The organism is Caldicellulosiruptor obsidiansis OB47 (genome assembly GCF_000145215.1).
GTDB classification, from domain to species: Bacteria; Bacillota; Thermoanaerobacteria; order Caldicellulosiruptorales; family Caldicellulosiruptoraceae; genus Caldicellulosiruptor; species Caldicellulosiruptor obsidiansis.
The window spans coordinates 925,835-938,772 of the sequence record NC_014392.1 but is presented as its reverse complement, the minus strand read 5'-3'; the positions used below and the strand labels follow the sequence as shown (position 1 = coordinate 938,772).

10 protein-coding genes and 1 tRNA gene are annotated in these 12,938 nt (G+C 34.9%); 2 read left to right on the top strand and 9 right to left on the bottom strand.

All coding sequences use genetic code 11. From position 1 onward, the window contains the following. Positions 1 to 5: 5 nt before the first annotated feature. The gene (locus tag COB47_RS04020) at positions 6 to 305 is read right to left on the bottom strand and encodes a 4Fe-4S binding protein (protein WP_013290123.1); all 300 of its coding nucleotides are present in this window, start codon (positions 303 to 305) and stop codon (positions 6 to 8) included. Then, the gene (locus COB47_RS04015; RefSeq protein ID WP_013290122.1) at positions 305 to 880 is read right to left on the bottom strand and encodes a 2-oxoacid:acceptor oxidoreductase family protein; all 576 of its coding nucleotides are present in this window, start codon (positions 878 to 880) and stop codon (positions 305 to 307) included. Before COB47_RS04015 ends, COB47_RS04020 begins: the two co-directional genes overlap by 1 nt. 238 nt (positions 881 to 1,118) lie before the next feature. On the opposite strand from COB47_RS04015, the gene COB47_RS04010 reads away from it, so the two are divergent. Beyond that, a complete protein-coding gene (locus tag COB47_RS04010) occupies positions 1,119 to 1,829 on the top strand; it encodes a TVP38/TMEM64 family protein (RefSeq protein ID WP_013290121.1) in 711 nt (236 codons plus the stop codon). A 39-nt stretch (positions 1,830 to 1,868) separates the two neighbouring features. On the opposite strand, the gene serS is transcribed toward COB47_RS04010, so the two are convergent. Continuing rightward, on the bottom strand, positions 1,869 to 3,131 hold the full coding sequence (serS, locus tag COB47_RS04005) for a serine--tRNA ligase (RefSeq protein WP_013290120.1): 1,263 nt from the start codon (positions 3,129 to 3,131) through the stop codon (positions 1,869 to 1,871). Between the two features lie 195 nt (positions 3,132 to 3,326). Here serS and COB47_RS04000 point away from each other — a divergent pair. Next, positions 3,327 to 3,403, top strand: a tRNA-Arg gene (locus tag COB47_RS04000). Between the two features lie 115 nt (positions 3,404 to 3,518). Here COB47_RS04000 and COB47_RS03995 read toward each other — a convergent pair. From COB47_RS03995 to COB47_RS03970, 6 genes are read right to left on the bottom strand one after another with little or no spacing between them, the layout of a single operon-like run. Continuing rightward, positions 3,519 to 3,896, bottom strand: coding sequence for a DUF6941 family protein (locus COB47_RS03995; RefSeq protein ID WP_013290119.1), 378 nt, complete (start codon positions 3,894 to 3,896; stop codon positions 3,519 to 3,521). A 39-nt stretch (positions 3,897 to 3,935) separates the two neighbouring features. Beyond that, positions 3,936 to 4,610 (bottom strand): M48 family metallopeptidase, encoded by a 675-nt coding sequence (locus COB47_RS03990; RefSeq protein ID WP_013290118.1) that lies wholly within the window; start codon positions 4,608 to 4,610, stop codon positions 3,936 to 3,938. A gap of 4 nt (positions 4,611 to 4,614) precedes the next feature. After that, a complete protein-coding gene (locus tag COB47_RS03985; RefSeq protein WP_013290117.1) occupies positions 4,615 to 7,824 on the bottom strand; it encodes a type I restriction endonuclease subunit R in 3,210 nt (1,069 codons plus the stop codon). Next, the gene (locus tag COB47_RS03980; protein WP_013290116.1) at positions 7,814 to 9,187 is read right to left on the bottom strand and encodes a restriction endonuclease subunit S; all 1,374 of its coding nucleotides are present in this window, start codon (positions 9,185 to 9,187) and stop codon (positions 7,814 to 7,816) included. The genes COB47_RS03985 and COB47_RS03980 overlap by 11 nt, the downstream gene beginning before the upstream one ends. 9 nt (positions 9,188 to 9,196) lie before the next feature. Then, a complete protein-coding gene (locus COB47_RS03975) occupies positions 9,197 to 10,507 on the bottom strand; it encodes an AlbA family DNA-binding domain-containing protein (RefSeq protein ID WP_013290115.1) in 1,311 nt (436 codons plus the stop codon). Continuing rightward, positions 10,494 to 12,938, bottom strand: a complete 2,445-nt coding sequence (locus COB47_RS03970; protein WP_013290114.1) for a type I restriction-modification system subunit M — start codon at positions 12,936 to 12,938, stop codon at positions 10,494 to 10,496. Before COB47_RS03970 ends, COB47_RS03975 begins: the two co-directional genes overlap by 14 nt.

Sequence of the window (12,938 nt, the reverse complement as noted above, 5' to 3'; positions counted from 1 at the left end):
AATTCTTATTTCTTCTCCTCTACAAAGTCAAAAGCCTTAAATGGACAAACCTCTGTACAAACCCCGCAACCTTTACAGTGGTCATAGTCAACTCCGACCATCTTCCCATTTTCAACCTTTATTGATGAATCTGGACATACATAGAAGCAGAACAAACACTGCTTGCACTTATCTTCATGCCAAACAGGTCTCATTGTTCTCCAATCGCCTGTTTTAAAGTCCTCTGCATTACCCGGGTCAATGATTACACCTGCCGGTGTTATTTCCTTCCATGTAACATCTTCTGTTATTTTCATCTTTCTCATTATCCTTGCACCTCCTGCATTCCTCTAACAAACGCTTTGAGGTTACCCTCTATCACATCTGGTTTTGTTGCAAACTTGTGACGAAGCGACCCTTCCATATCTTTTATAGCTTCTTCTTCAGGAATAATGCCTGTTACCTTTATAACTGCTCCAAGAACAGGGATGTTCGGGAAATACTTACCTAAACACTCCATTGAAATCTTTCTTGCGTCAATTGTGTAAACCTTTCCATCAAAATCCCCAAGCATCTTCTTTACTTCTTCAGGAGACTTTGAAGTGTTGACAATTATTGCACCATCTTTTTTGAGCCCTTTTGTTACATCAACACTTCCGATTAATGTTTCATCCACAACAACTACATAGTCAGGTTCATAAATATTACTGTGAATTGTAATCTTCTCATCGCTTATCCTGTTGTAAGCTGTGATAGGAGCACCCATTCGCTCTGGACCATACTCAGGAAAACCTTGAACGTATTTGCCTGTGTTGAAAGCAGCTTCAGCTAAAAGAAGTGAAGCTGTCTTTGCACCCTGGCCACCTCGGCCGTGCCATCTTATCTCAATCATCTTGCCCATGTTCAAACCTCCCTTAAAAAAACATTTGAAAACTTTATTTGAAAAGATAAACTCATCAATAAAAGGTTACTTACCTTTTTATTATATATTTTGAATGTTAAAAAATCAACATATTTTTGAATACACCATAATTGTATATATTTGGTTTGGGGGATTGCAAAGAACTCATCCATAGGTTATAGTAATATAATGAAAACTAAATTACAAAAAACCTTAAGTATGATATTGGAGGATAAAAGTGAACAGGAAAAATCTTTCAATTGTCTTAAATATCGTTGCAATTGCAGGATTTATTTTACTGGCAACAGTAGTAGCTATAAGATATTCTCATTTTATTGTAAATATCGTCTCAAATCCGCAGAAATTCAAAAACTGGGTTTTATCTTTTGGACATCTTGGTGTGCTTGTTTTTATCCTCATTCAAATTCTTCAAGTTATTATTTCTGCTATTCCAGGTGAAGCTGTTCAAATCTCTGGTGGTTATCTTTATGGTACGCTTCTTGGCACAGTTTACTCGCTAATTGGAATCATGATAGGCTCTGTATGTGTATTTTATATAACAAGGCTTTTAGGATATAGTCTTGTGAGGAAAATTGTCTCAGAAGAAAAGCTTAAGAAATTTTATTTACTTATCAACTCTCCAAAAGGAGAAATAGCTCTATTTTTACTCTTTTTGATACCCGGACTTCCAAAAGATATTCTCACATACATTGCTGGACTTTCACCAATAAAACCGCTGAGATTTTTTGCGATTGTTGCTATTGCAAGACTACCAGGAATATTTTTTTCATCATATATTGGAAGCAGCATTGAAGAAAAAAACTATACAATAGCAATTATAGTTTCTGCTTTAGCTTTTATTTTGTTTGTATTGGGTGTTGTATATAAAGATAATATCATAAAAACAATTCATAATTTTATACACAAAAAAGGTAGCAGCAATCTTTAAATGATATCTTGCTGCTACCTTTACCCTTTTTCATAACTTTCATTTTATCACATCTGTACCCATATACCTTCTCAAAACCTCTGGAACAACTACTGTTCCATCTTTTTGCTGGAAATTTTCAAGTATTGCTGCCAAAGTCCTTCCTACAGCAAGTCCTGAGCCGTTTAGCGTATGAACATAGTCAAGTTTTCCATCCTTCCTTCTGAATCTGATATTTGCCCTTCGTGCTTGATAGCTTTCAAAGTTTGAACAAGAAGAAATCTCAACATATCTTCCATAGCTTGGCATCCAGACTTCAATGTCGTATGTCTTTGCAGAAGAAAATCCTAAATCACCTGAGCAAAGAAGTACAACCCTGTAAGGAAGTCCTAATTCCCTTAAAACATCCTCTGCATCAGCTGTGAGTTTTTCAAGCTCATCATAAGAATCTTCTGGCTTCGCAAACTTCACAAGCTCAACCTTGTTAAATTGATGCTGACGAATAAGCCCTCTTGTGTCTTTGCCGGCTGCACCCGCCTCTGCCCTGAAACATGCAGAATACGCAACATATTTTATCGGAAGATCTTCTTCTTTTAATATCTCTTCTCTGTGGTAGTTTGTAACAGGAACTTCTGCTGTTGGTATCAAAAAGTAATCATCTGTTGTCTTAAATGCATCCTCTTCAAATTTGGGAAGCTGTCCTGTGCCTATCATAGACTTTCTCGCAACCAAAAAAGGCGGAAATAGTTCAGTATAGCCATGCTTTTCAATGTGAAGGTCAAGCATAAAGTTAATCAAAGCTCTCTCAAGTCTTGCACCAAGTCCTCTATAGAAAGTAAAACGGCTCCCTGACACTTTTGAAGCTCTTTCAAAATCTAAAATTCCAAGATTTACACCAATTTCCCAATGAGGCTTTATTATAAAATCAGGTTCTCTTACCTCACCCCAGCGCCTTACTTCAACATTTTCTGTATCGTCTTTACCAACTGGCACAGACTCATGAGGTATGTTTGGAATGGTGAGCAAAATCTTTTCTATCTCATCTTCAACATCTTTAACCTTGCTATCTAATTCTTTAATCTTATCAGACAGCTCTTTTAGCTCATTCATAAGACCTGTTACATCTTTACCTTCCTTTTTAAGCTTTGGAACCTCTTTAGATTTTTGATTCTGCAGAGCTTTCAGGCTTTCAACCTCAGCCAAAAGCTTTCTTCTTTTTTCATCAAGCTCTAAAATAGGCGCAATTGAAATGTCTTTGTTTCTTTTAGAAAGCCCTTCCTGGACCTTTTCCGGGTTTGCCCTTATATATTTTAAATCAAGCATTACACTCGCCTCTCCTTTGTGCTTGTAATTTTTAGGTAACGAAAATTGACAAACTGTATACATTTAATCTTATCAGTATTTTCAGAGGTTGTAAATATTTTTTGTACTTTTTCTCAAGCTACCCTGATTTTTGTCTTTAAGCCCCTTTACAATGGCCTAAAAATGTTGTATTATATTGTTTGCAAAAATTATTGTGCGCCCGTAGCTCAGTAGGATAGAGCAATGGTTTCCTAAACCATGTGCCGGAGGTTCGAGTCCTCTCGGGCGCACCAGAAAATTAACTCTTCTGTATTTCAAATCTAATACTTACCAAATCAACTACAAATTTTTGATTAAATATGAAATTCTGAATTTTCTTCCAATAGGAAATAATAACAAAAATTACTGTCAGGTTCGACGAACCTCAAAAATAAAACCATCTTCGTATTTATCATTCAAAAACACTTCCATTTCATAGGGACCATAATCTGGTAATAGTAAATTATCAAGACCTATAATATGTATTGCCTCACCTGTTGGACTTAATAAAAAGCCAGGGTGTTTTAAATTTAAGAGTGGTTCTCTGCCGTCAGGTCGCATTAGTTTTAATTCAATTTTTACATTTTCATTGGGTTCACCTATCACCTGAAACACAAAGGCACATCTTGTATGTTGAACAGGCACATGTTGAGTTAAAATATATTTAAAAATTCCTATCAGGCAAACTTTATTTTCCTGATCAAAAAAAGCATAATCACAAAAATGTCCCCAACCAACTTTTGCCATATTCAAAATCCCTCCAATTCTTATTCAATTCGAAAAATACTATAAATTCAACAAATACCCATTTTTCTTCAGCCAATCCTCATGTTTTTTATAATCAGGCATGAGCAGTTTTACCTTTGTCCAAAAATTTTTCCCATGATTTTTCTCTTCTAAGTGAACAAGCTCATGAACAACAACATAGTCTATTACCTGCAGCGGTGCCATAATGAGCCGCCAGGAAAAGTTTAAGTTGCCTTTTGCAGAGCAAGAACCCCATCTTCTCTGCGCATTTGTTATATTTACCTTGTTGTATTTAAAACCTCTTTTTTGAGCCCACCAGTTTACTCTCTCAAGAATCTTCTCATAGGCAGCTTTTTTGTACCAATCTATAAATACATTTTTTGCATCTTTTAAAGCACTTCTTGACAGATAAAACCCATTTTCAAATTTGAGTGGAACATCCTGGTCTTCTACTATGTGCAGTTTATAATATCTGCCAAGGTATAAAAATCCTTCTCCGCTGACAAATTCTTTTGGCAAGGCTTTGGGATCTCTTGCTTCTATCTCTTTCTTTCTCTTTTCGATCCACTTTTTATGTTTCTGAACAATATCCCATATTGTTTTTTCATCCACATTGATCGGAGCTTTGACTATGAGTGTGTTATTTTCTGTTATTTGCAAAGCTATAGTTTTTCTATTTGAGCGTATGATTTTTTCAATTTTAATATCTAGCATAATATCACTTCCTAAAATGATGATAAGCAAGTTCTAAAAGTCTTTGAGCTATTTCATTTCTCTTGTTGAATATATTTTGACCGGAAGAATTAGAGATATATACTGCAGTTTCAGTTTTAACTCCATCATGGTTGTTTTCATACATAGCAGGTGATATTTTTTCAAGCAAGTGCGAAATTATATAGGATTTCAACTTTCTTTGTTTTGTTGCACTTTCCCAAAAATCAACTGCTTGAACTTCTCTGCTTATTAATTCTACCAAATCTCTTGTTGTGCTGACAAGAAAATCTATTTCGTTATCAGAAAGTTCACTTACAAGCTTTTTCCCAAATATTTGATCTTTTAGTAACCCAAAAAATGGCATTTCTTTCTTAGGATCAAACCCATAAGTCTGTTCTGCTTCTCTTCCCTTCTTCAACTCTTCTCTTAATTTTTCTAATTCTATACATTGAGCATCCCAATTTTCTTTGTATTCTTGAAGTAACCTCTTTAGTCTATCTGAAAACCTCTCATAAAGTTCTGGATCTTCTTCCCAATGTTCATCAATATACTCAATTATCGCATGTTGAAGTTCTTGAGCTTTTGCCTTGCTTGATTTTTTGTGAAGTTTTTCGAGAAATTTGTCTTCAAAAAGTGGAGTAGGTGGTATTTTGGGATCTATTCCCCGAGAGATCAGATATTCTTCTAAAATTCCTCTTATCTTATTACTTGCATCTTTTATACTCAGCTTGTTATCTCTGTATCTGTTTCGAGCAGATTCTTTTATAAAGGCAAGAATTTTCAAGTCAGTAAGGTATTTTAGTGCTGCAGGGTCAGGAAGAACCTCGTCCATACAACGGTTAAACCATCTTACAAGAGCTATAAATTCATTTCTGACCTGCTCATCAACAAGAATGTCAATGCATTCATCTACATTCTGGCGCCAGTCATTGATGCCATATTTTTCGAAAAACTCTTCAATAAGATTGTGAACATACTTTAGCTCATCAATGCTCTTTGCTTTGTTCTTTACAACCTCTGAAATTTCCTCAATATCTTCATCTGCGTAAATAGCCAGTGCTTCTCTTAAATGTTTCAAAACACCTACATAATCTACAACAAAACCACAAGACTTATTTTTGTATACTCTATTCACCCTTGCAACAGCTTGCAGCAAGTTATGTCCTTTAATCACATTATCAAGATACATAACCTGCTCTACAGGTGCATCAAAACCAGTTATTAGCATATTTTGAACAACTAAAATACCAACATTGCCATTGATACCATTTTCATCTACTTTGTCAAATGGGAGTTTAAAACTTTTGATTATCCTTTCGTGAACATTTGGGTCAGTATAAGGATAATACTCAGGTGGATCATTCTGAGCTCCTGAAATAACCACACCAACCTCTAACTTTTTCAATGTTTCTAAATCTATTTTTGAATTATTTTCTTTTTCCAATTCAGAAATCTTTTCTTTGAGAGCCTCTTCAAGTGCTTTTTTATATCTTATTGCAGCAAGACGAGATACCGTAACAACTTGAGCTTTAAATCCATTTGGAAATATATGAGTTATATAGTGCTCTATCATATCTCTTGCTTTGTCACGGATAACTTCTTCAGCTTCAAGATATGCTCTCCATGTAAATCTTCCCATTATCATTCTTTTTGTATCTTTATCAGCGTCTTTGAAAACATCTTCAAACTTTGCATTTGCTGCCTCTTCGTCTGAAAGCTCTGCGCTATGTACTCTTCCTTCATATACAATCTCAACAGTCACACTATCTTCAACCGCCTGCTTTATACTGTACTTGTCGATGTAGTCGCCAAACGTCATCTCTGTCTTTTCTATAGGTGTACCTGTAAATGCTATTTTCGTTGCATTTGGAAGAGCTTTTCTTAAATTTGCACCCAGCAGCTTGTATTGGGTTCTGTGTGCTTCATCTATCATTATTAGAATATTAGGTGATGTATTGAGGACAGGAAATTCTCCTTTTAATTCCTTCTCTTGAAATTTATAAACCATAGCCATAACAAGTTCGGGTGTGTCAGTTTTTAAAAGTTCTTTAAGCTCTTGTATGCTTCTTGCTAACTTAACTGTAAATCCAACACTTCTTGATGTTTCATTTAACTGTTTTTCAAGGTCCTTTCTATCTGTGACAAAAACAACTTTGTAGTTTCCAAACTCAGGATTGTGATAAAGCTCTCGAACCATAAACATCATTGTCAAAGATTTACCGGAACCTTGAGTATGCCAAACAATTCCTCCTCTTTCGTTTGGTGTTTTGCCTTCTTTTAATCTTTTTATCATCTTCTTTACTGCTCTAAATTGCTGGTATCTTGCAACAACCTTAATCATTTTGCTCTTTGGATCTTCTTTAAAGATGGTAAATGTGTGAAGCAAATCAAGAATGTTTTCTTTTGAAAGCATACCATGAATCAAAACCTGCTGGCTTGTTACATTTCCATCTGGATTTACATCTGACAGTGAAAAAGGATAAGGGTCTTTCCACTCAACAAAGTGCTCGTAGTCTGAGGTTATTGTACCATACTTCGCAACCTGGTTAGAGGTAGCTACTACAAATAGGTTGTACCAGAAAAGCTTTTCATTTCCCTCACTTGCGCCACGTCTGTTACAATAGCGCATAAGCTGAGTAATTGCTTCAGAAATTGGGTCAGCAATTGCTGGAGATTTGCATTCAACCACCACAAGAGGCAAACCATTTACAAAAAGAACTATATCGGGAACAATATGTTTTTCAGTCCCCGTTATATTCACTTTAAACTGTGATATAGCAATGAATGAATTATTGTCCGGATTTTTAAAATCAATAAACTTAACAGTTGGGCTTTTTTCTCCTGTTTTTCTATTTTCAGAAACTGAGGTGTTCTCTAAAAGCAAGTCGTGGATTTCTTTATTTGCCTCTAAAAGAGAGTTTGACTGTGGTGTTGTAATTTTTCGAACAACTTCACTTATTTGGTCATCTTCTATCCATGGGTTTATTCTCTTTAAAAACTCCCTTAAAACTCCCTCAAGGATTACTTCTCTAAAACTTTCTCTGAATTTTTGGCTTTTACCATATTCAGGTTCTAATGAAGAAGTGAACGATATTATTTCTTTTGTATCTTCAGGGTTATCTTTGTTTTGTCTGTAAATCTTCCATCCAAGCCTTTGAAGGTGAAAGAGGAATGGATTTTCAACATAATGTTCCTCATCCAATTTAGTTATCATCTTTACCTTCCTCCTCAATAAGAAGATGGTTTACCCTGACTTTGCCTGTTAGCAAATCCTCCATTAAGCCTTTTTTTATTCTTTCAAGTTTTTCTTTATAGGCTTGTTCTTTTTCTATGACTTCATCTATTTGGGATAAAATTGTGGCAATACGCTCTTGTTCGGGAATGAGGGGGAGGGGGATTATAGCACCAGTAATAGTTTCTTTAGTCAATCCAAAACGTGTTATTCCATTAGCTCTTTGTTGAAAATATATATTAACATTTCTAAAACTCAAGACTTTCGATAAAAACAAACCATTAATATTGTTTAGGGGTTTAATTAGAGCTAAATGGTAGCCACAAATTAAATTTTCAATTTCATCTCTAACATAAGCTGGTTTTGCAATATCGTTATATTCTTCTGAATCTTTTGTTATAATAACGTCTCCTTTTGAAATTTTGAATTTCTTAATTTCGTTATTAGTTGCAGAAGCATGCATAAAATTCATTCCTTTGATTATATAATCATTTTGGTAGACTTCTAAATAATTACATAGTTGTATAATTTTTCCCTTTAAATCAGTTTTTTTATCTACATTACTTAACCTGATATCCGCAACATCTTTTAATTTTACAACTTTCCACTCTTCCGGGATTCTCCCCAGCAGCGAATCCTTAAATTTGTGAGTTTTTTCATTTCTTATCTGCCAGTTTTCATCTATGCCTTTGGTGAGTAAATCCTGCATCAAGCCCTGTTTTATGCGTTTGTATTTTTCTATAATGGCATCAGTTTTTTCAATTGCATTATCAATTGTCTCAAGTATTTCAGCGATTTTGCGTTGTTCGGAAAGAGGAGGCCTTGGTACTAAAAAATTTTTAATAAAAGTTGACGACAAACCGGGTTGAGCAGATCCAGTTATTCTATCTGTTATTTGTTTTTGACCAAAACGTGAAAAAAGCCAGTAAAACAAATATTGTTGAACGAATAATTTTTTGCTCCTGAGAATAAAAAGATGTTCATTAATAGCTATATCTTTATAAAATTTCTTTTTTAATATTGCAACTTTTCCAGTGTTGGCACCATCCTTATTTATAAGTATGTCATTTTCCTCTGCTTTTCCCTTTGTCATAATTTTGAAAAATTTCTCAGGGATATATTTAGCATTTACATCTGAAAAATTTATCCTACCATCTAAAGTTATATGTTCTCCCCCTAAACTTGGTATTCCTTCATCTGAAGCACCACCTTTTGGCCTTAGACCCGATATTAAAACACAATCTCTTTCAAGAGACACTATTGTCCATTCTTTTGGAAACTCTGCATTATTAGCCACTTTCACATTACCTCCATCTGACCCCTTTATGACCCCATTGTGACCCATTTGACTCCTTTAGAGATCTTTTAATGAATAGTAAGTTCCCTTTCCTGTTATTCCTACTTTTTTAAGTACATCTTTTTTAACAAGTTCTTCAAAATCTCTACTTGCAGTCTTTTTTGAAACTTTGTTGAGCTCTTGATATTCCTTATTCGTGATTCTTCCTTTCTCCTTTACATACATAACTGCCTTTATCTGCCTTTCACTTAACCCAAGCTTGGCTAAATACTCTTCTGTGTATATGTCTTTATAAAATTCGACCACAAAACCGCCTTCTTCTTTAAACTCAGGTTCTGGCAGTCCTGCTTCCCTGCAAAGTTCAACCATTCTTTTTGTACCGCTTCCCCATTTTTCAATCAATCCTGCGAGGAAAAATACATTAGCAATATGCCTGTTGCGTGGTATTGATCCATGATCTTGTTTTAGCATCTCAATTGTTATTTCTTCTGGAAGCTTACCCGGATTGAAAAACCAAATTTTATTATCATAAATCTTTATTTGAATGTCCGCAAGGCTTAAATAATCCCTATGAATTAATGCATTTATTACTGCCTCTCTTATAGCTTCAAGAGGATAATCCCATATATCTTCTCTTTCTATCCCTTTTATTTCAAATCGAACATTCAAATGTTTTTTAATAGCTTCCATTAATCCATCAAGCTGTTTGAAAAGATTTCCACTAACATCAATGGTATCAAGTATAATGGTTGGAGTTTTAAATCTTCCAACACGGGCACCTGCACCGTGGATATACTTTTGAGGTTTTTTACCAAAAAGCAACAATCCTGCATTTGTAAGTTTATCCTCTTTTACAAGTTCAAGGTTTTTGAGAATCTTTTCGATGGAATCTTCTTCGGATATTTCGGGCAATCTCTTCTTTGCCATCCTTTTAAACCTTTCTATTGTTTTGATGTCTACTTCGTCAACGCCTGCCTCAGAAGGTAATGAATCCCACGAAATTCGTTGTTTTTTTAACATAAATCTCACAAGTTCATTTCCGCTAAGTTGCTGAATGGTCGAACCTGTCCGAATGTAAAACTTACCGTCATATGAGATCGGCACTTCTGCCTTTTCCACTTTTATTTTTATTACCTCCTGCCCTTTTACCATTTCAACATCAACATCTGCAATAACTCCAAGTTTGCTTAAAATTTTATTTGGTATGTCTTCAAGGAGTTTATCTATATTGGTTATTCCAATAGGATTGCCTTTGTCATCTACACCTATGTATATTATTCCACCTTCTGAATTAGCAAATGCACAGATTGTTTTAAGATGCTCGTCGTTCCAATGTGCTTTAAATTCTACTTGTTTAGACTCTCTCATAGTATCCAAGTTCCTCCAAAAATTTATTTAACCTACTGACCTCCTGCTCTCGTTCCTTTAAAAGATGTTCAAGAGACACATGATATTTATCCCAAAGCTTTTCAAAAATCTTTATCAGTTCTTTTTTCTCTGCATTTAAGTACTTTTCAAGTTGATTGCTAATTAATTCGAAGAACTTTTCGATTAATAGCTCCTTCGCTTCTTCTTTGGTAATTGACTCAATCTTTTCATCAATCTTATTTTCAAGTTCCTTTTGCTTTCTGCCTATCTCACTTTTTACATTTTTAATTTCCTTTTCTTTTTGAACAATATTTTCTAACAAATCTTCCCATTTTCTCGCTTCTCTTCTTGCAGCCTCGCTGTCTTTTGATTTTAAATTTTTAACCAAGTCCTTCAGAAACTCTTTGACCTTGCTTGCAGTTTTATCCCCTTGCTCTTCTTCATCCCAGTCTTCAACCTCTTCTAAAAGCTCACTTAAATCCGCTTCAATTTCGGCAAGCCTGCTTTCAAGATCTTCAATTTCTTCTATATCTTTTTTAAAATATTTTTCTTTAATTCTTTCTCTTTCAACCAAATTCTTATTCCAATCAGCAGAAACTATACTTTTAAAATCATAAACAAGTTCTTCCCACCAATTTGCAAATATGCCCGCTATTTTGAACTCATCAAATGTTCCAATTGGCAATAAGCTGTCTTTCAATTTTTCTAAAGCTTCATTTCTAAACTTCCAAAGATTGTTTTTGCCGTAAAACTGTTCAATTTGGGTCCTTACAACCTGCCACCACTCCAAAAGTTTTTCTTTGTGTTTTCCTATTGTAATTTTTACTTCAGTACAATTATCAATCAGTTCCCTAATTTGATTTCTGTCAGTAATGTCCTTTTTAAACTCCAAATAATCTTCACTCTTCTCTGCCAGCAAAATATCATAGCTCAAGTTAAATTTCCTCAACTGTTTTTCATACAGCAATACTTCACTCTTCGGTACGCCACCAAAAAGATGGGCACGAACATCTTCGATTTCAGGGTCCGGGGAATTATCCACATACCGTCGGATATTTAGGTTAAAATCATTCTCCTCTATCTCTTTTATATCAACCAGACTTGAGTATTTAGGTATCTCTTTCTTCTCATCGAACACTGTAACTATTTTTTCTATGTCCTCTGGTCTCAAGAAATTCTGATTTCTACCTTCTCCATACTCTCTATCAGCGTTAATAAACAAGATCTTATTTTTTAAATGTTCTGGTTTGTTTTTATTAATCACAATAATACAAGCAGGTATTCCAGTGTTATAGAAAAGCTTAGGTGGCAGTCCGATTATTGCTTCAATCAAATCATCTCTTACAATCCCTTCCCTTATAACCTTTTCCTGTCCACCTCTGAACAAAACTCCATGGGGCATAACTGTTGCCATTACTCCGTCATCTTTCAGGCTTGCAATCATGTGCTGTAAAAACATAAGATCTGCCTTTTTCCCATTCTCAGGAGTAAAGCCATATTTAAATCTTTCTTCAAACTGCATATTTGCTCGGCTATAATTTTCTGAGAAAGGTGGATTGGCTAATATTCTATCAAACCTTTTTATGTATCCATTTTCCGAAAACATTGGGGTTGTTAGCACATCTTCGTTTTCAATGTGTGCATCATTGATGCCGTGCAAAATCATATTCATTTTGCATATAGACCATGTCAATCCATTTAGTTCTTGCCCATAAAGTGCTAAGTTTCTTGGGTTTTGTCCTTGTTCCTCAACATAGTGGAACGCCTCAATCAAGAAACCACCAGAGCCTACAGTTGGGTCGTAAATTGACATACCCTCACGGGGCTTAACTAATCTTACCATTAATTTTTTGACATGTGATGGTGTGTAAAATTCTCCTCCTTTTTTACCAGCTGAATCAGCAAATTCCTTTAACAAATACTCATAAGCAGCACCAAGCAGATCAGGAAATTCAAAGTTTGAAGGTGTCAGTTTATACTTGTTGAAATGGTTAATAAGGTCAATAAGTTGCTGATCTTTGAGTCGGGTTTTTCCCTTTACTGCGTTAAAATCTATGTGCTTTAAAACTCCATCAAGCTCTGGATTTGCTTCCTCTAAAGCGCTCAGAGCTTTATTTAACTGATTCCCAACATCTTCTTTTAGCTTTAAAATATTTTCCCATCTTGCTTTTTCAGGAACAAAAAAGGCATCGCTATAGGAAACTGGATCTTCTAAAAGCTCCTGTATTTGTTCTTCGGAAAATCTCATATTTTGGAATCTATCTCTTAATTCCTGTCTCTTTTCTTCAAAGACATCTGATGTATATTTTAGAAAAAGCATACCGAATATATATTCTTTATACTCAGAGGCATCCATCTTACCTCTGAGTATATCAGCTGCCCTGAAAAGATGGGTTTCAAGCTGTCTTAAGGTTATTTTGTCACTAGCCAA

Excerpts from the sequence above, each read along its gene's own strand:
- COB47_RS04020 (WP_013290123.1), bottom strand. The coding sequence starts at position 305 with ATGAGAAAGATGAAAATAACAGAAGATGTTACATGGAAGGAAATAACA.
- COB47_RS04015 (WP_013290122.1), bottom strand. The coding sequence starts at position 880 with ATGGGCAAGATGATTGAGATAAGATGGCACGGCCGAGGTGGCCAGGGT.
- serS (WP_013290120.1), bottom strand. The coding sequence starts at position 3,131 with ATGCTTGATTTAAAATATATAAGGGCAAACCCGGAAAAGGTCCAGGAA.
- COB47_RS03995 (WP_013290119.1), bottom strand. The coding sequence starts at position 3,896 with ATGGCAAAAGTTGGTTGGGGACATTTTTGTGATTATGCTTTTTTTGAT.
- COB47_RS03990 (WP_013290118.1), bottom strand. The coding sequence starts at position 4,610 with ATGCTAGATATTAAAATTGAAAAAATCATACGCTCAAATAGAAAAACT.
- COB47_RS03985 (WP_013290117.1), bottom strand. The coding sequence starts at position 7,824 with ATGATAACTAAATTGGATGAGGAACATTATGTTGAAAATCCATTCCTC.
- COB47_RS03980 (WP_013290116.1), bottom strand. The coding sequence starts at position 9,187 with ATGGGTCACAATGGGGTCATAAAGGGGTCAGATGGAGGTAATGTGAAA.
- COB47_RS03975 (WP_013290115.1), bottom strand. The coding sequence starts at position 10,507 with ATGAGAGAGTCTAAACAAGTAGAATTTAAAGCACATTGGAACGACGAG.